Here is an 18,601-nt window from a genome sequence, read left to right as displayed (position 1 = left end):
CTGCCGTTTAGGCAGCATTTTTTAAAAATAAAATTCTGCTAGCGCTTCCAACTTCTCTGTAACAATTGGAAATTCTAACGGAATGATATCGTGGAAAAATTCCGGCACAGTAGTGTGAGAAACAACAACCAAGTAATTTAATTTCATTAAGATCAGTACTATTAAATTCTATTGATTTTGGATAAAAGTATTTAAATCGAAATCCTTCTTCTTCGACTTCTACCCAACATATTTTAAGTCTTTCTTTCATATAACTAAACCCCTTTCAACTTCCATTATTCGTCAAAAGGAGTCAATATCCTGCCATGTATATCCATTTTATTTATTTTCAGGAATCTAACTTGTTTCCTAATTGCCTTGTTAATTCAACCTTGGACTCCGTTGAAAACCCTATAGCAAATCCTATTTTCCAATGACTTAACTAAGTCTTCCATTGCATAATACTGATCAGCCAAAATTTCCATTAATCTTTCTTCATTCAACGGCGTATCCTTCACCAGAACAATCATTTCACCTTTATTCAATTCAGCTTTATTATCCATCTTATTTTCCTCAATTCTTAAAATATTGAAATCACTTCTATCTTTCCATCTTCATTTACCAACCTAAATTTTTGGTGATAAATAACTTCTCTTGCAACATCATCAAATTCTACGTCCATTAGAACATCGTCAACCAGCACAATAAAGCAATTATTGTTCGTTCTGTCAATAATCTCTGGAGAACTCTCATTAACGCTGTGATAAAGGAAATAAAATTTTCTCAATATATAACTATCTATCATCTGCAGTACCTCAATTTATCAGCAATCGGCTCCGTTACATAACGTGTCTTACCACCCTGTTTTTTTCTTTTCGAGCAAATTACAAGATTTTTATATTTACCTGCTGTACAGCGTAAAAATCCTTTTTTAATCAACAGTTCCATCTCTTGCTTTGTAATCTCAACCATATGTATACAACACTCTCCATAAATAAAATAATGGTATACTATTCTGTGCCGTATACCAGGGCAATTCGTAACTAAGTAAATATAATAAGGAGATAATAGCAGTCCTTATCTATTTAACGTCCCAGGACTACTTTGGCGACCATAGTGCTAGGCCGATTGGGACAAATATATTATCAAAATCATCACTTAAATGATTTTCTAATCTCTTCCAAATTTATTCCAAATATCTCTTTACACAATCCTTCTAAAATCAAAGGATCATCTAAATTCACTTTTTCTTTAGTTTTCTCACATACGCCATAACCGTAACAATCAATACATTCTATAAGATCACAAGGCGTTAAATCATTATTTTTCATGAATATTTATCCTTTCCCGTGTTTTATAGAAACTCATTTTTTTCCTCTAGCACTCCCAACCCATAGCAACACTTACAGCTTTATGCCAATCAACAGTAAGGTTAAATTTATACTCTCCATCCTCTTTTATAAACGGAATGATCCTCTCAGCCTCATCATTATTTTTAATATGCGCAAACATTACAAATTCTTTAGCCTCCTGCACTTGATAGATACGACAAGGAGTATCAATACAGACAGGCTTAATAAATTCTTTATAATACTCCATTACCTGTTCAATTGACTCACCAACCGTACCATTCTGAATGAGAGATTGACCGTTGATGAATCCCCTGCTTTTTTTATCAAGGAGATTCCAAAAGCGCATTATTTGATTCTTCTTTAACGACTCAATAAACTCTTTTACGGCTTTTTTATGTATATCTTTTATCTGATTTTCTATTAAAATCATTTGTCTATTCCCAGCTTTCTAAAAAATAAAAAGAATAAGGTACACCAATCAAGGATCAATGTACCTTCCGCATTATTACCAATGCGACCTGTCAGCTTATTCCTATATTTTGAAGGTAGGAGGAGGCTGGAGTTGAGCCAGACGATAGCTGCAAACGCACCATTATAATATGAATAACACTTTCGATGCCTATATTAATACTTCCAAACAGGAAGGATTAACCAAAATAAATAAGGAGTATCAATGCCAGATCAATACTCCCTCCACATCATAACCAATGCGGTCTGGCAACTTTCCAATTAAATTTACGAAAGGAGCGGAGGGACTTTACCCCACGAGTTGCGGAACGGTTTGAATAAAAAATTAGTTAAACTCATGATGTCATACGATACGACTATATTAAAAGCTTCTCTGCTAAAAAGCTAATAACCAAATTTAATATTTTTCACCGTGAAGGTTACTCAATGACCTCGTTATTTTGTGATCAATAATATTAATTTCCCCTAGATAGGGGAAGGATTGTGAGGCCACTGCCGAACAATCCTAGGGGTTGACTTATCTTAAACTAACCGGGCACACCAATTGTTAAAAATTCATTGTTTTTATTTTAAGTTTATCGCCTTGTTTTTGTCGGGCAAGCCGCCAAAAAGCAAGGACGAACATTTTAAAAGTAAAAGCCAAAATATTTTAACTGGACTAAAAGGTTTCAAAAATATTAAAAAGTTACAAGACAAATGTAACCTTTGAAAGTGTTGATATTACTGGGTTTTTCGAATATTTTTTATCTGGTTACAAGGTTACAAAATAATTTAACATTGGAAATATATAATCATTATTTTCATTACGATAAAATAAAATGCAACCTGTAACTTTGTAACTTTTGCCTTAGAACAGTTGATATTAGCGGATTATAGTGGTTACAAAACAGTGTAACCTAGCAATAATTTTGTAACCTTATTTTACTAAGGAAAGAATTTTCTTATCATCCGAATATCCTATTCCTTCATAGACTTCTTCAGTTTTACAGCTTATTTTCTTCATTTTCCTATCTATTGGCATTTCAAATTTTCTTTTGATTATCTTTTTAAACTCACTATTTTTAATATTTTTTTCATTATTTTCATCACAATATCCAATATATTTTTCATAGACATCATTAACCTTTAAATAGGAATCAGAATCTTCAACACGCAAATAAAAATGTGCAAATCTTTCAGCACTATTACTTTCAAGTCGATACTCTTCCAACATATTTTTAGATTCTTGGGAATATGTAAAATCCTTTTGCTCCGCTAGTCTCTTTAGGCCAAACAAAGCAAAATTCAGAATCCCGCTCATTTCACTATGTAATTTACCTTCCTTTAATTCCAGGTCAATTTCATCACCGCGAAACTTTTTATTAAATGGAATAATTACAAATCTCCTTTGTAGTGCATCATCAAAGTTTTCAATTTGTGGAAGATCATTCATTGCAAATACCTGCTTACAATATGGTTTAAAATTAAAAGTATCTTTATTTTTAAATTGTGCCTCAATCGGATCACCGCTTGAAATTGCTTTAAGCCATGTGATAGCAGAATCTTTAACCAGTCTAGAACATTCTTCAGTGGAAAAATTTAATATTTTATCTTTAAGTCCAGCTCTAGAAAATGATTTGTCCAACTGGGACATTGGAATACTTGCATAATTTGAATCAGTAACTAGGGTCTTCAATGTATCAATCAAAACCGATTTTCCGCTGCCTCCCTCTCCATAAAGCAAAAATATTTTTTCATGCTTCGTACTTGTGGTTAGGCAGTAGCCAAAAATCTCTCGAATTGTATATATGTTCTCTGGGTTACTTTCAAATGTTGATTTTAAATATTTATTGAAATTAGGACATTCAGCATTTTGATCATATTCATAATCAAAGTAAATGGTTGAGAAATCTTCTCTAAAATATGTATCCTTATGAAAGATTGGATTCTTCCAATCTGATATGTCTAAAGTGCCATTGGCTAAAACAATCCTATTTCTATTTTTATTTATCTCAAGATAATCAATATGCCTTTTTCGAGTTATGTGTTTTAAAATCTGATCTGTATGGTATGGTTTGGCAATAATGTCCATCTCTTGATCTATGTATTTTCCAATTAAGTTATCTTCAACAGGTTTCCAATACTTTCCAGAAAACAAAAAGTATCCTTGTTTTGGAGTATGTATTATTTCATGCCTAGATAATATATGTCTTGTAGCCTTCTCAGGATCAAATTTCAAGTATCCATATTCATCTTCAGTATAAAAAGCGTTCTCAAGCTCTGCTCGTCTGATCTGTTCATTTGATAAATCTTTTTTCCCCATCAGAACCCCTTTCCGACCTTACATTATTATTGCTTCGTATTCTTGTAATCATTAATAGCTTCGGCCAATTTGTCATCATTTTTGAAAATAAATATTGTTTTGTTTCGATCATTACGATCTGGTTTTATATCAACTATTTTGAAGTTCCTATTTAATAGAAATTTAGCCACTTGTGGGCTGAAAATCAATTTTTCATCTGTAGTTATCATTCTTGTGTTACTCCTTTGGTTAATAGAAAAGCAACCATCTTTTAGCAAATAGTTGCCCATGTTATTTATTTTTAATAATTGGTCTATTGACAATTGATTGTCGTTAATGTTATAGTATATTTAGGTAGGTATGTGTAACTTATCAAAAAAATTATTTATGTTGGCTCAGATAGTTCATCAGGTTTTTATAATTATGATCTGATAATTGCATATGGTCTCTTTTGAAATGGGATAAAATGGTTTCACAGATTCCCGTCTCTTTACTAATAAATCTTTGTTTGGTTCCTGTATTGACTAAATACTCATTATAACTATCTCTAAGCACGTTTTGATTTTTAATACTATATGCCATATTATTTTTCCTTTCTTTATATTTTTTGTATTTAAAGAGCAGAATTTTTCTTCTGCTCTTTTTTAATTTTTTATAGGAAAGAAAAATTAAAATATTTATCTCTTCCCTTATAGGATGTTTTATTAAATAATAACGGAAGCCCTGAAACCATTAATTCACAAGCTTTTCAGACATTATTTCAAATAATCGATAGTTCTAATTTAGATTCTTTCTTATTTTCATAATTTTTGCATTTGTTTCTTCTCTTATTTTCTCTTACACATGAAGGTTTTAAGCACGTTTTCATATTACCTTCTTTTATAAATTCTTCACCACAAATCTTACATGGATCAACTGTTTTTCCCTCATGTTTAGCCAAACTTACTAATGGCCTCCATACGTTTTTGACAACAAAACAAATATCATCCTGATTAAATTCATCTGCAAAGGTAATGACAATTTTCCTGCTATTCTTCTCAACTTTTAATAATTTATTTTTTGCGAACTTATCAATAATAGCACTTGAATTAGTTATGTTAGCAAGATCATTGAGATTGTTAATCGTAATATTTTTCTTAGAATTTTTTTGTATTATAACCTGTCTGTTTCTAAATACTTTTGATAAACAGAGCAATACATAATACAAGTTTTTCTCATTTGATTCAGTTAATTCACATATCTTTTTATATTCTTTCTGATAGATATTTATCGAAACTGGTTCCAACTCTTTTTTTAATTTTTCAGTAATCTTATCTACTTTAGGTTTATCCTCGGAATTATATGCAAATCTAGGTCTCGCCTTAAGCTCTATATCGCTTTCAATATTTCTCTTAATATTCTTTAGCATCTCCCAGCCAAAGCAATTCCACAAAATATTTTTATTTTTTTCTTTGTTGTATTCTTGGTTATATTCAATATCAATAAGATCATCTACACACTTTCTTATATTTTGGTTACATGATTCAACCATTTGTTTTCTATAATGCTGATAGGCAATATTATATTTGGTTAAAAATTCCTTATATTCTTCTGAAGTTTCTTTTTCTTTCATTTTTCCAATTTTTTTATTAAGCTTGTAGAACTCTGCATCAGCAAGGAATAGTTCCCTCTCAAGGTCAGCATAAAGCTTTGTTGATCTATCAACCCATAACCCATTTGAAAGTATTGCGGGATTAAACTTCTTTTCTTGCTCAGTAAAATAAGTAAATTTATTGTTCCCAGCATTTTTTTGAATATATTTTGCAATTCTATCAATAACACCATTGCCAGCTTCTTCAACCGCTGTACTTTTTTTATTTTTTGCCCATTGAAAAAAGTTTGGAGATTTTTGTTTTAGTAATTTTTCATATAATTCTTGGTCTTCCGGTGGCAGTGCAATATTCATCATGGTCTTTGGGTAATCTATGGTAAAATTATTCCACGCTTGAAGTCTAGCAATAAAATTCATATCCATATTTTTTGATTGGCTTAGGTACTTTGTCAAAGCATTCGAAATTTCTCCAATATTATTAACTTCAAATGCCTTTCTTAAAGTATCTTTAATATTTTCTTGGTTAATAGGTCTCGGATCTGCCTTACCCATTTTATAGTATACTGGCAAACAGTCTTTCCTCACGTACTTAATTAAGTCCTGGCTTGTTGCAATAAAGCACTGATCACCATCAACATCATTTTTCATTTGCAATTGAGCAAGGTCATGAGTGCTAACATAAGTTGCATTACCTCTAAGCCAATCTTTACAATCACCTGATTTGATTAAGTTTCTTACACAATGCTCAGATGGATGTAGATGAGGACTTCTTAGAAGATCAACTTCCTTGATTTCAGTATCCGCATAATAAGCATTATAAACATACCCTTCAGGAATTATCCCTTCAGGTTTTTCTTCTCTTTGGAATAATCTTTGGCAAAATGCGTAAACATCTGGGAATATGTAACTATAGTACCCCGGAGAGAGTATTCTTCCTCCCTTAGCTTCTCTTCTAAAATCACGTATTACCTTTTTAATCTGAGACTGGACATGCTTGTCTTGCAGTAATTCTGGATAGATTAATAAAGCTTCCTGCAACGGTTTCAGATTTTTGTTCTCTTCATCAGCACCCAACAACTTCAAAGCTTCGTCCTTATCGCTATGTAGTTTCTTGATGTAGTCAATTGTTGGCTGACATAATTTCGCTATCGCATCTGTATCATCAAGCGGAATATCTAGAGTTGATAAATACTGGTAGCTTAACTGTTTCTGATCTTGCGGCGGGTTTTCAATATTACATAGATAAAATTCAGAACCTATTTGTTTCATTTTTTGGGTATAATCATTCCAGTTTTCATAATATCCACTTGCTTTAAACTGACTTTTGGTCAAGATTACCCAAATATCATCTTTTTCAATATCATATTCGTCGTTATAAATATCTTTTATTTTGGTATTACCTGCTATTTCTTTGGCCCACTTTAGGAAATCGAATTCTACAAGTGCGCCTTTTACCCACTTATTTCTTATTTGGCAATTTCCAGTAATTCCATTTATTTTTTCAGGGAGTATTACTCCCGCCCCGTCCATGTGATTTACGGAAATGTCTTTTTTCCCCACACTCACAGGTAATTTCAGATCATCAGTATTAATAAATTCTACTTTTCGTTTCAAAATTGTTTCGAAATCAGGTACTACCACTATTTTCTCGTAGGGAATTTCAATAGGTATTCCGGCAGACATACTCAGAGCTTTATAACTTAATAATTTTCCTGTATTGATTCCCCCCTTTCTATTTATGGACTCATCACTTAAACCGCCCATGAGATAATCATTATGTCTTTTCATGGCTTTTTCAGAAATAAAGGTCAGATTCTCTTTGCGTTGCTGTCCGGCTCCGGCAGTAAGAAATATGTACCTATTTTTTATACCGTAATTTCTACGACCAACCTTCTTCTTCCTTATATTTTTGGCTATTGATTTCATATATTTTGCAATGCAGAATCCATTATCCATCATTTGGTTAAATATGCCATCATGGTAAACTTTTATAATTATAATATCTTCAATAAGAGATCTTTCTTTAGTATCGCTGTTAACAAATAAATTAAGTAGATCATTGGAAAACCAAGAGACTTGATTTTTGTATGTAAAATGCTTTGTGCTAATCTTTCGTATGCCCCTGAAACTTCTTATTTTTTCTTCTAATCTCTCTTTTGCTTCTTCTCTATGTTTGTTAGACGCTTTTTTGTATGCATCATATAGCTGATTTTCTTCTTTTGTGAAGAATTTAAATGTATTAAATTTCAGTAAATTATATTGTTTGAGTTTGAATTCTTTATCCATTTTTCTCCTCCATAATTATTTTTCTCTATAAAATCCGATAAAAAAAGCAGCCATTATAATTGAACCTCTGGCTGCCATCCATTGTAGACCAAGGGGTTATTATTTAGTTTTAAAATCATTTTTGGTGCAAAGGTAAAAACCTACCACCCTGCATATATGTCTTCAAATTCTAAAGTAGTTATAAGGAAATTGAAGCTCAGAATTGATTCTAGACCTCGACTCCGTTTTAAGCGGACTCGGTTTACGGTGACCGCCTCAAATTTGATGCACCCTTAATAGGATATCCTAAGTCAGGACACCATTGTTGAAATTCATATCCGCTGAATTGTCGGATATAAGGGGTATCAAAGGGGAGAACTAATTTTCGTTCCCCCTATTAACCTTCTCGTTAACAAATTAAGCAACACTAGAATATTTTTGAGTCAAAGTATATAGTAGGGTGGCAATTATAGCATCCTTAATATCCTTTTGATAAATTAATTTATAAAATAGGATTTCTTGCAAACCTAGCTCGACAATATTACCAACTTCATCAATCATAAAATTCAGTAAAAAGGATTGATAATTTGGGTTATAAGACACATCTACTTTTATTGCCATTTCGTCCAGTATTTCAGAAATAAGCTCTGTCAAGTTCCCCATTAAATTCATCGATACTCTTTCGCATATGATTTCTGCGAGTTCTTTAGTATTAATACCCTCTAAATGCCCTGACATAATCTCGCATTCTAGGTTTTCTAATTGATCATCAATTGAACTTATATTCATTATTTATAATCTCCTCCACAGTTATATATTTTTTGAAGGTTAGTAGAAGGGCAGCAACAAGACTACCCCTCTGCAAGAAACATGAATTATTTAATACCTGCATAAAGGTCGAATGCTACAGCTATCAGCAGATTTAATCCATTATTTGTTACACCATATTTTCTGCTTTCATTCCCTTTGACATAAGAGGTTATATCCCAAAAGGCTTGATTAACATCTTTTTTAGAATATGTTCCGCAGTCAAACAAGCTGAAATCCTCCTCAGAACCGTATTTTTCTATGATGTATTCCATAAGTGACTCATTATCCATATGTTCTTCAATGGACTCAATACTCTCATGTTTACCTTTATCAACAAGGGCAATAGAATTATAAATAAGCATCAATAAGCCATTTTTCAAAAAATGATTGTCTCTTTCCATTATTTAATCCTCCATTATTCTATTTTTATTTAGTCTGAACCTCTAAACTTAAATACTTTCTACCTGAGTAAGATTATCCCGCTTGTTTTTTAAGAATTCTTGCAAGCAATTTGATTTGAGCAAAATCGCCTTGCGAGCATCTTTTTGCCGGATGTGCGCCTCTATAGCAGTCATTAGTGACAATGTCTAATTGATTACAAAAATCTAAGTTATTGCAATCACTTTTAACTTCTATTGATGGTGTTTGGATATTTGGTATGTTCATCATTTTCTCTTCCCTCCCTTCTTTCTTGATTGGGCTTAACATCACTCAAACAAATGAGCAATAATAAGTTTCAATTTATGATATCGCCCTGATATCCCAGATATATTTTTGGCTCTCACAAATATCAATGTTTGCCGGAAGAAGCTTGACCCCACCTTCGCCACCTTTTGAATCAGGACTATATTCTAAGATTTCAATAACTTTGTAGCTATCTTTTTCGTAGACATCATATTTATTTGGGATTATAATCATTTCTTTTTCTTGACGATCATTTGTGTAGGCAACGATTTGATTGATATGTACTTTTCTTTTAATAACAAACCCCGTTTTATGCAAACATAAAAACCTTTTTGCAAACCATCTCGCTTTATCAATATCATCCGTATAACTTATAGCATATTCCATTTCATACCGACCAAAAGGATGACACCCTGTCCCACGATATAGCGTTAAACATCCATCTTTATCGGCTTTACTCTTCAATAAACTTTTACTATCTTGTGGAATAAATCTTTTTAATGCGGTTAAGAGTTTTTTCCTTTTATAAGCCCCTCCAGTGTTCTCAAGATGAGTCCACGCTTCCAAAAACTGATGATACATCCATTTATCAGTTTTAAGGTGTTCTTGATAAAACGAATCTACAAGCGCATCAAATTTCTGATAGGCTTTTGGGATTTGTTCAATTTTGCTTTTCAATTTTTCAGTCAACGTCATCCCCCTTCCTCGTTTCGGTTTTATACTAAATATGAATTTTCAAAGAATAAAGAAGCTCCAATTGCCCTCTATTGGAAATGGGAATCCCCACGACCTCCCGGCTACTTTGTCGGAAGGTTTCGATCTGCCCCATTAAATCAGATCCATAGGCTTACTGCTCGTCAGGTGGGAAGGGTTAGAAATATACTAATATGTTTAGGCTGGTCTATTAGCAAAGTATTCTTTCATGTTGGTGTTACACATGATTTTTACCATGTCCTCATCAAATAAGAACAAACTTATGAATCCGGCTGGTGGATTGTTCTTCTTAAATGAAATCAAATCTGCCACCTTAATATCACATTCGTTGTTATAAGAAATTAGAGTTCTTGAATATGATGGATCATAGTCACCAAATAACAATGGCATAATAGTATTGATTGCCTCTTCATCACATATATCTAAAGCCTTCTGGAGTCTTGCTGTAGTGAATTGATCTAACATGCTGCCTGTTCCTCTTTCCATTTTTTTACGATTTCCACTTTAATCAATTCATACCTATTAACAATCTCACGTAATGCTTTTTTTTGTTTGGTTTTTTGCCCTTTTGGAATATCAACATACGTAAATATAGAGTTATTACTACCGATATCAATCTTCCTAAAAACGTCATTACGCTTTACACATTTCACTTCCCAGTCGATATCCTTTAGATCAAATAGATTTTTGATTTCCCGGAGGATTTCGACATTCACTTCAGCCAGTTTTTTATTACCGTAACAACCCCTCGGGAAAATATCAGTAATGTAAACCAATTCAACAGAGCTGTTCTCTCCACGAGATAAGTAGATTTCTCCCGCAAAATTTCCCTTGGTGTCAACGATGAAATAGCCATATTTTTCAATTTCCTTTGTTTCACTGGGTTTTTTCATCCCATTTACCGTTTGATTAGTCATTTTTTAATTCCTCCTCAATGTATACTTTTGTTTGACTTTGGAAATATTAGTATATTTTGTTCTACAATCGCATTGTACTACTCACAAATTACCTTGTCAAGTATTATTACTTAGGTATTTATATTTATTATATAATACTAATTATATAATAAATTATTGATTTTTTTCAGCAAAAACTATATAATTATAAAAAACAAATATAATATTTGAGGGTGTGAAATATTTGCCTACTATTACAGTTACTGAAGAGCTTATAAACACTATTAAATCAGAGAGAAAGCTTCGGAAATTTAAGAGTACTGAACTATCATCGAAATTAAAAAAGAATACTTCTTTCATTTCGATGTTGGAAAATGGGAGAGTTAAAGAACTTGATTTAGAAGTTTTTTACCTTATATTTGAAACATTAATTCCTGATAAAACAAGTAGAAGTGAGTTTGTAAATGAATTAATTAATACTTTGTCTGTTAAACTAACCGAATCAGAAATTAAAAAACAGGTATGGATGAAAACTTTTGATTTACAATATAGACTTATTGTTATACCCGACAATATCATTAAGTTTCTTCTTGAAAAAATTGACTCTTATAAAGAGAAAAATATTACTACGAAGACTATTATTGATAAAATAAATTCCAATGAAGGTGTTCCCCAGTCGGAAAACTTAAAGGAAAACAGGGTATATATTAATCATGGAAAAAATGGTAATTTTAGATTTAAGATAAAATTCAAATTAGAAGATGACTACCTTGACCAGATTATCAACCGGAACACTGAAAAGATTAATTACATTACCCTTTTAGGTATAATTAATGCTATTTATTTAATTGATGGCTATTCCATAGAAGAAGCATATACCTTAGCAAATGAATTTTTATATAAAAATAAATTTTATAATCTTATAGAAAGATATTCTATATTTGAACAGAATGATGAAAATTTGTTAAGTGATCAAGATAAAAAATTCCTGGGATTAAGAGAAGGACTTATTCAACAAATTAATTTTTTGAGCGACAAAGACGTAGGATATATCAATCAAAGAATTGAAATTTTATTAAATAATCTTGATAAAGTTCCTGTATTGACTCTTGCAATTTTAGGGATAAACTTAAGTGATTTGAAAGTTATTGATCGAGAAAAACAACGGGAATTTCTTTTAGAATATAAAGATTTAATTGTAAAATATAAAAACATAGAAAATACATTGATTTTAGAAAGACTTGATTAAAACAATAAATATAATATTGCACCAAAAAATCACCATAAAAATAGCAAAAAGCACCTTATCACAGGTGCTTTTTTGTTTGGTATATAGGGTATCGGTTAAAATGATACCCCTTTTATTCTATATATCTACCGTTAAAACCCCTGATATATCAAGGCTCTAGCGTCCATCTGTATAAAATGGATAAGAATAATGTTATCCGCTCCACGCTCAATAAACACAAAGATAAAAAATAATATTGAGGCAAAAGAAAAACTAAAGAGCTATTTATAAAGCCTTTAGTTCTGTAATGTCTTCCGTATTTTTTGCAGTTGCAGAAATTATTGTGTCTAACTTCCGGTGTATTTCCTTGTTATCTCGTTTTAATGCTGTTATATCTGATTCTATGCGTTCTAATGCATTGAGTTTTTCTAGGATAATATCTAATTTATCCATGAATGACCAACTCCCTTTGTCTTAAGTATAAATGGATCTGAGTCTTAAGTAAATAAAAATAATGTTGAACGAGTTTCCATCAAGAAAACTTGCAAAAAACACAAATACGGCACTTTAGAAGAGTTTGTTTTTCTAGACATCTAAACATACCACCCAGTACATATACCTTCAAATTCTTTAATAACTATAAGGAAATTGGAGCTTAGAATTGATTCTGGTAATTGTATTGAATTGCCTCTGAAAAATATGAAGTTAAATCGAGCAAATTGCCTCTGTAAGCCAAGCGGATAAACTGTTTGAAGTATTTAGTCTTTGACAGCTTAAAAGTGCTTTAAAAGTAAAAATATTATTTTTGTTGCTTATATATCTCTTTGGTCGTATTCATTAACTATTTATTCTTCAAATTCAATACCAATTATTTCAACTTTAACTTTTTTATCCCATGATTTTTTTATTCCTTCTGGCACTTCAAATATAAAACTGCTTTCATAATTTGGTTTTATTAAGCTATCTGAATTATCTTCAACCGTAGATAGGGAACTATCTTCGGAGATTGCTTCTCCATTTTTATCTAAATAGTAAACTGTCACAAGAATATGTTTTATGGTTTTATCACCATTATTTTTAATATATCCTTCAACATAAATATCTCCTCCCGTGTCAGTATAATCATTGATCTTAATGTCATGAATGGACAAATACTGTTTATATGATTCTGCATTAGCCTTTGCAATTTTAGCAATATTTTCTAAGTCGTTTTGTGTTATATTCTGTTGGTTAGATTGCGAAGAAGAATTTGATTGAGTAGATGTATACTTTGAGCATCCAGCTAATACAAAAACTACAATTAACAAAATTAATGCTGTTTTTATTTTCATTGTATATACCTCTTGTAAATAGATATTAAAATTATTTCCATTGCCATTACCCCAAAATATTATATTATGTTTCATTTCATTTTCAAATTGATCTGATGAAGCAGATTAATAATTTCTGCGAATCCCAACATAAATAAGCCTGAGATAAATCCACCAATCCAATAAGGTAAACCAAGCAACCAAAAAGGGGCACTATTTAAATATGAATCATTATTACTGGCTACAACAATACCGATTATGAAACCTAAAATAATTGTTGTCCATCCTAAACCTTTGAGAATACTTGCAATTGTGTTGGAAGGACTAACATAGTTTAAAGTCTCTTTGGTATCCAAGCTTAGCATTTCTTTCGGATTAATCTCTCTTCCACAATCTGGACAAAATTCCGGGAATTTACCTGATTCATTTTTGGTGATAGTCGCTTCACAGAATGGACAGGCTTTGATTTTCATATAGTGTTCTCCTCTTCATCTAATTCTGAATTGAAGTTAATATACCATCTTCAAAATATAAATAATTATATCCATTATAAACCCATTGCTCATGAGTCCCGTATTCAGTTATAGTTTTGTTAATATCTGTAGGCCTTCCCCAACTTGAATCTAAAACCTGTTGTTGAGTCATTCCAATGCTTACCCCTTGGGTTTTAGCTAGTGCTTTTGCCTCTGCTGCTTCTTTTGCCCGTCTTTCTTGTTCAATTCTAGCTTTTTCTTCATCTAATGCATCTTGTTTTGCTTGGTATTGCTTTCTAAGTGTTTTAGCAGTTTCATTTGTTGAATCAAAATTTGTTATCTCATTTAAGCAAGAAATCGCAAGTAGATAATTACCTTCATTTGCATTTTCTTTTGCCTCTGAAAGTTTCCTATCAATATAGAATTTACTGCATTCAGCTTTTTTTGCACTTGCCAGTGTAAATCTTTTTTCATCCTCGGCTATTACCTTATCAAATGCATAATACGCAAGATAATAATCTTTCTTGTCGAAAAAATTATTTCCAGAGTCAAATAAATTTTTAGATTCGCCCATTTCAATGCTTAATTGCATTTTTTCATTTATTTTTTGATCTTCTTGAAATCTAAGTGCTGTTTCAAAATATTCTTTGGCCTTATCAAAATCATCATTATTAAAATATTTTTCAGCCTTTGCAACATTAACATTAAATTGATTTTCTTTGTATTTTTCATACTGGTAATATCCAATAATACCAGCTAATATAAAAACAATGACAATGGCACATGCAATATACTTAAATTTTTGATTTTTTATTATTGGTTTAATCTTTGACAAAAATTTAGAAAAGAAGTTTTCTTTTCTACTATACTCTTGAGCATCATTTGGATTAAGGTCATTTTCTACTATGACATTTGCACTTTCTTGATATTCACTTATTATTGAACTCCCATCTTCTTCATGGTCTATCTGATGTTCTTTTTCCACTTCATTAAATAGTTTTGTACCGCATTCTGCACAGAATTTATTTTCTTCCACGTTTTCATGTCCGCAGTTATTACAAATAGCCAATTCTTTTTCCTCCCTCAGCTAACCTCTCTGTCTGTATACATATTCTATACCTAAAATAAATTTCCTGTAATATTTTGTATTTTTTTGTTCCTTACTCAACTTTATTCCGAACTTTTCTTCGGTTTATAATAATTAGTAAGCTACAGACCACAACTCTAAAATCTTCTTACCCTTACCATATGTATCATGTGAAACACCTGCTATTTTAGCTAGCTCATCTCTGGTGTGGATTGGTTTATCAACTTCTTGAAGATTTCTGCCAGAAGTTAAGTCTGTCCTTTTCCCTTGATTGTCTTCAGCTAACTTCTTTAACACAGGTCTATATCTTTCAGCAATCTCGATCTTTTGAATAGGAGTTAGGTTGCGTCTGCCCTAGAATCAATTTCTAGCTTCAATTTTACTGTAGTTGCTTTAAGAATTGGAGGTATATATGCTAAGTGGTATAAATCTTCATACTGACTATACTTATCGGTTAAAATGTCATTTAAAACGTCAAAACATAAAGTAAATATGAGCAACCGCAAATTTCCCATCATCTCTAATAGTGCGCTCTGATACCTTGTGTTGTTCTGCTAATTTTTCGGCTGTATTTATCAAGTGGCAAATATCTCCACTTGATTTAACATCCTCACTTTTTCTATCTCCACCATGCTTTGCTTTTTCTCTTTCATACTGCAAACCCCTCAGATAAGTAATTTGAGTATCGAAATATTACGTCTGCCTAGTTGGATGTTAATCATCCATTCGATTACTTCAATTATTATGGGCGTAGAGCGTCTAAATGGGGCTGTAAGGCTCTTAAATGACATGTGTAGTAAATCCTACAGGTAAATTAAATAATAGCCAATTATGGCGGCATAATGACTAAATCTATATAAGAAAATAGACCTATTTCAGGTCTATTATATTGTTCTAATTTATTATTATTATTTTGACGGACTTTTGACGGAATATTAATGGATACGTAGGGTATTTAAAGGATATTTATTGTACTATTTGGAAATTTTGTCCAAACTCCCCGTTTTATCTTAGTTCTTGCAAATCCGCTTGTATCAAGGCTATCAGCGTTTCTTAGTTTCACAAAATCGGTTTTATTATGGTCGGGGCAGAGGGATTTGAACCCCCGGCCTCCTGCTCCCAAGGCAGGCGCGCTACCAAACTGCGCTATACCCCGCCGCTTTTTGTGACAATGAATAGTATATCCCAAGAGAAAAAACTAGTCAAGAAACATTTTAATTTTATGCATTTCAAATTTCTTCAAATTTCTATTGATCTTTTTATACCTCAGATTGTCATTTTACTATCAAAATAACGATCAAAATGATTTCATTAATGCTGTCAGCAATGGAACTGCTTTTGCAAAAGCCCGGGCTCTGTGGCTGAGACAATTTTTTTCATCCAGACTAAGCTCCGCCATCGTTTTCTGGAGGTCAGGCAGGTAAAACACAGGGTCATAACCGAACCCACCGGTTCCAATTCTCTCGGTCAGTATTCTTCCTTCAACCGATCCCTCCGTCAAATATTCCTGGCCGTCAGGACAGATGATCGCCAGTGCACAGCGGAAGCGGGCAGTCCTGTTTTCCTCAGGTACGCCTTCCAGGTCTGTCAGAAGTTTTTCTATATTATGCTCATCATTTTTCGGTTCCCCGGCATAGCGTGCCGAAAAAATGCCGGGTGCTCCCGCCAGAGCATCCACTTCAAGCCCTGAATCGTCTGCCAGCGTAATCATTTTTCCCGCGGCGCAGGCAGCCCGCGCCTTAATAAAAGCATTTTCGGCAAATGTACTGCCAGACTCTTCAACCTCCTGATAATTCGGAAGATCGCTTAACGACAGAATTTCGATTTTTTCGTCGTTAAGCAATTCCTCCAGTTCCATTACTTTGCCCTTATTCATTGTCGCAAGCAAGACCTGCATCCTTACAAACCTCCTTCGGACTATGCTACCGGAAGCTCTTTGGCCAGCGCTTCCTTCTGCAAAGCGCTGAGTTTTTGAATACCCGATTCCCCGAGGTTTAAGAATGCATTCAGATCCTCTTGGTCAAACGGCTGACCTTCTGCAGTACCCTGAATCTCTACAAAACGCCCCGAACCGGTCATCACAATATTCATATCGACTTCGGCTTTGGAATCCTCCTCATAGGCAAGATCGGCTACAGGTATCCCATCTACTTTGCCTACAGAAATGGCCGCAATACTGTCTATTAAAGGGTCCTGCTTAATCAATTGATTTTTGAGCAGGTAGTTTACAGCATCAGCCAGGGCAACATAAGCACCCGTAATCGAAGCTGTCCTGGTCCCGCCGTCTGCCTGAAGGACATCACAATCCAGCCAGATGGTCCTTTCTCCAAGTCTACTCAGATCCACAATGGAACGCAGCGCCCTGCCGATCAGCCGCTGGATCTCCATTGTCCTTCCGCCCAATTTTCCCTTGGAAGCCTCACGCTGATTGCGCACGGCCGTCGCCCTCGGAAGCATAGAGTATTCCGCTGTGACCCAGCCGCTGCCGGTCCCCTTTTTAAATGGCGGTACTTTATCTTCAACAGTAGCCGTGCAAATCACCCTGGTTTTCCCGACCTCAATCAGGACGGAGCCTTCGGGAAGGTCCGTAAACTTCCTGGTAATCTTCACAGGCCGGATTTCATCGGGCTGTCTTCCGTCAAATCTTAGCATATTATCAAGCTTCCTTTCTGTTCTCAAAAAATTATTAATATTTATCAATTGTATAACCGGTTATCAAGCTCAACCGTACTTATACTTTCTGATAGACGAACCGGATTCTTGCAGCGACAAGAGCGAGGATCAGTACAGCAGAGCCAAAAAGAGCCAGAATTCTGATAACCAGATCAAAGAAGAACTGCTCCGGCACCATTTGGATCAGGATATCGGTCTCCGGATCAAGCAGCCAAAGGTCATTCGTAAAAATCAGATAGTGAAAGCTGTCCCAGAACACTTGAAAATCCCGCCAGACCGCAATCCCTACTGCCCCGAATATACAGAGAAATATGACTGCCGCGGTCAGAAAGCCGCTGGCCCAGGAACGGAAGTATTTCTTCCCGTTGCTTATCCTTAGTAAGATCAGAAACAGAAACAGGACAATCAAACCTGCGTTGCGAACCATGCGGCTGCTCAGGTACAACCTTTGAACATCTGCCATATGGACGATTTCCCGCTGATTAAACACCTGTCTTTCCTGACCGTTAATCTCTGCACGGATTTCAAGGTCATCCTTGTCCCCCTGGATATAAGCCAGCAGTTCCGTGGTCGTCACCATCAGATCTTTTTCCGGCATCCCGGTCACAGATACCGTGTCCAGTTTGTTATATTCCGACCGGAAGAAATTGAGATCAAAGACGCATTGTTCAATCACCGTCAGCAACATGACAGCGATTAGAATCAATCCGCTGACAATTGCAAGAAACCCGTTCGCAGCCTTCCTACCTGACATCATTTCTCCTCATATATCCTAATATCCTAATATCCT

At 33.6% G+C, this 18,601-nt stretch carries 25 protein-coding genes and 1 tRNA gene; 1 reads left to right on the top strand and 25 read right to left on the bottom strand.

The features are described from left to right. Nucleotides 1-7: 7 nt before the first annotated feature. From A7D23_RS15905 to A7D23_RS14310, 15 genes are all read right to left on the bottom strand, one after another. On the bottom strand, nt 8-250 hold the full coding sequence (locus A7D23_RS15905) for a hypothetical protein (RefSeq protein WP_141690685.1): 243 nt from the start codon (nt 248-250) through the stop codon (nt 8-10). 115 nt (nt 251-365) lie between these two features. Continuing rightward, entirely contained in the window at nt 366-542 is a 177-nt protein-coding gene (locus A7D23_RS16220; RefSeq protein ID WP_176714436.1) for a hypothetical protein, read from the bottom strand. A 17-nt stretch (nt 543-559) separates the two neighbouring features. After that, a complete protein-coding gene (locus A7D23_RS14365) occupies nt 560-784 on the bottom strand; it encodes a hypothetical protein (RefSeq protein ID WP_068884233.1) in 225 nt (74 codons plus the stop codon). Next, nucleotides 781-951: a hypothetical protein gene (locus A7D23_RS16215; protein WP_176714435.1), complete on the bottom strand. Its 171-nt coding sequence runs from the start codon at nt 949-951 to the stop codon at nt 781-783. The genes A7D23_RS14365 and A7D23_RS16215 overlap by 4 nt, the downstream gene beginning before the upstream one ends. A 182-nt stretch (nt 952-1,133) precedes the next feature. Then, on the bottom strand, nt 1,134-1,310 hold the full coding sequence (locus A7D23_RS16210) for a hypothetical protein (protein WP_176714434.1): 177 nt from the start codon (nt 1,308-1,310) through the stop codon (nt 1,134-1,136). A gap of 46 nt (nt 1,311-1,356) precedes the next feature. Beyond that, on the bottom strand, nt 1,357-1,761 hold the full coding sequence (locus A7D23_RS14360; RefSeq protein ID WP_068884231.1) for a hypothetical protein: 405 nt from the start codon (nt 1,759-1,761) through the stop codon (nt 1,357-1,359). A 954-nt stretch (nt 1,762-2,715) separates the two neighbouring features. Further along, nucleotides 2,716-4,101, bottom strand: coding sequence for a phage/plasmid primase, P4 family (locus A7D23_RS14355; RefSeq protein WP_068884229.1), 1,386 nt, complete (start codon nt 4,099-4,101; stop codon nt 2,716-2,718). Between the two features lie 26 nt (nt 4,102-4,127). Further along, complete coding sequence (locus A7D23_RS14350; protein WP_068884228.1) at nt 4,128-4,310, bottom strand: DUF5659 domain-containing protein; 183 nt, start codon at nt 4,308-4,310, stop codon at nt 4,128-4,130. A 530-nt stretch (nt 4,311-4,840) separates the two neighbouring features. Continuing rightward, entirely contained in the window at nt 4,841-7,957 is a 3,117-nt protein-coding gene (locus tag A7D23_RS14340) for a hypothetical protein (RefSeq protein ID WP_068884226.1), read from the bottom strand. Nucleotides 7,958-8,353: 396 nt separating this feature from the next. Next, entirely contained in the window at nt 8,354-8,725 is a 372-nt protein-coding gene (locus tag A7D23_RS14335; protein WP_068884224.1) for a hypothetical protein, read from the bottom strand. Between the two features lie 86 nt (nt 8,726-8,811). Beyond that, on the bottom strand, nt 8,812-9,147 hold the full coding sequence (locus A7D23_RS14330; RefSeq protein WP_068884222.1) for a hypothetical protein: 336 nt from the start codon (nt 9,145-9,147) through the stop codon (nt 8,812-8,814). 73 nt (nt 9,148-9,220) lie between these two features. Then, on the bottom strand, nt 9,221-9,415 hold the full coding sequence (locus A7D23_RS14325) for a hypothetical protein (protein ID WP_068884220.1): 195 nt from the start codon (nt 9,413-9,415) through the stop codon (nt 9,221-9,223). Nucleotides 9,416-9,487: 72 nt separating this feature from the next. Then, on the bottom strand, nt 9,488-10,120 hold the full coding sequence (locus A7D23_RS14320) for a hypothetical protein (protein WP_068884218.1): 633 nt from the start codon (nt 10,118-10,120) through the stop codon (nt 9,488-9,490). 201 nt (nt 10,121-10,321) lie between these two features. Further along, nucleotides 10,322-10,609: a hypothetical protein gene (locus tag A7D23_RS14315; RefSeq protein ID WP_068884216.1), complete on the bottom strand. Its 288-nt coding sequence runs from the start codon at nt 10,607-10,609 to the stop codon at nt 10,322-10,324. Further along, entirely contained in the window at nt 10,603-11,061 is a 459-nt protein-coding gene (locus tag A7D23_RS14310; protein ID WP_068884214.1) for a hypothetical protein, read from the bottom strand. The genes A7D23_RS14315 and A7D23_RS14310 overlap by 7 nt, the downstream gene beginning before the upstream one ends. Before the next feature lie 223 nt (nt 11,062-11,284). On the opposite strand from A7D23_RS14310, the gene A7D23_RS14305 reads away from it, so the two are divergent. Continuing rightward, nucleotides 11,285-12,289: a hypothetical protein gene (locus A7D23_RS14305; protein WP_068884212.1), complete on the top strand. Its 1,005-nt coding sequence runs from the start codon at nt 11,285-11,287 to the stop codon at nt 12,287-12,289. A 264-nt stretch (nt 12,290-12,553) separates the two neighbouring features. Here the strand turns inward: A7D23_RS14305 and A7D23_RS16205 are convergent, their stop codons facing one another. From A7D23_RS16205 to A7D23_RS14260, 10 genes are all read right to left on the bottom strand, one after another. Then, on the bottom strand, nt 12,554-12,721 hold the full coding sequence (locus tag A7D23_RS16205; protein ID WP_176714433.1) for a hypothetical protein: 168 nt from the start codon (nt 12,719-12,721) through the stop codon (nt 12,554-12,556). 392 nt (nt 12,722-13,113) lie between these two features. Continuing rightward, nucleotides 13,114-13,599, bottom strand: coding sequence for an FxLYD domain-containing protein (locus tag A7D23_RS14300; RefSeq protein WP_068884210.1), 486 nt, complete (start codon nt 13,597-13,599; stop codon nt 13,114-13,116). Nucleotides 13,600-13,670: 71 nt separating this feature from the next. Beyond that, nucleotides 13,671-14,051: a hypothetical protein gene (locus A7D23_RS14295; protein WP_068884208.1), complete on the bottom strand. Its 381-nt coding sequence runs from the start codon at nt 14,049-14,051 to the stop codon at nt 13,671-13,673. A gap of 19 nt (nt 14,052-14,070) precedes the next feature. After that, a complete protein-coding gene (locus A7D23_RS14290; RefSeq protein ID WP_068884206.1) occupies nt 14,071-15,120 on the bottom strand; it encodes a zinc-ribbon domain-containing protein in 1,050 nt (349 codons plus the stop codon). 132 nt (nt 15,121-15,252) lie between these two features. Continuing rightward, nucleotides 15,253-15,435 carry a hypothetical protein gene (locus A7D23_RS14285; protein ID WP_068884204.1) on the bottom strand — a complete coding sequence of 61 codons (183 nt, stop codon included), beginning with the start codon at nt 15,433-15,435 and terminating at the stop codon, nt 15,253-15,255. 177 nt (nt 15,436-15,612) lie between these two features. Continuing rightward, the gene (locus A7D23_RS14280; RefSeq protein ID WP_068884202.1) at nt 15,613-15,798 is read right to left on the bottom strand and encodes a hypothetical protein; all 186 of its coding nucleotides are present in this window, start codon (nt 15,796-15,798) and stop codon (nt 15,613-15,615) included. A 419-nt stretch (nt 15,799-16,217) separates the two neighbouring features. Further along, nucleotides 16,218-16,294: transfer RNA gene (locus A7D23_RS14275), tRNA-Pro, on the bottom strand. Between the two features lie 141 nt (nt 16,295-16,435). Beyond that, nucleotides 16,436-17,035, bottom strand: coding sequence for an XTP/dITP diphosphatase (locus tag A7D23_RS14270; protein ID WP_025206139.1), 600 nt, complete (start codon nt 17,033-17,035; stop codon nt 16,436-16,438). 20 nt (nt 17,036-17,055) lie between these two features. After that, nucleotides 17,056-17,790, bottom strand: a complete 735-nt coding sequence (gene rph / locus A7D23_RS14265) for a ribonuclease PH (protein WP_025206140.1) — start codon at nt 17,788-17,790, stop codon at nt 17,056-17,058. Nucleotides 17,791-17,869: 79 nt separating this feature from the next. After that, nucleotides 17,870-18,565, bottom strand: a complete 696-nt coding sequence (locus A7D23_RS14260; RefSeq protein WP_025206141.1) for a TIGR01906 family membrane protein — start codon at nt 18,563-18,565, stop codon at nt 17,870-17,872. Between the last annotated feature and the right edge of the window lie 36 nt (nt 18,566-18,601).

The sequence above is a fragment of the Dehalobacter sp. TeCB1 genome (assembly GCF_001707455.1).
Taxonomy (GTDB): Bacteria; Bacillota; Desulfitobacteriia; order Desulfitobacteriales; family Syntrophobotulaceae; genus Dehalobacter; species Dehalobacter restrictus.
Note: the sequence above shows the minus strand (reverse complement) of the source record. Positions and strands in the feature narration are given on the sequence as shown.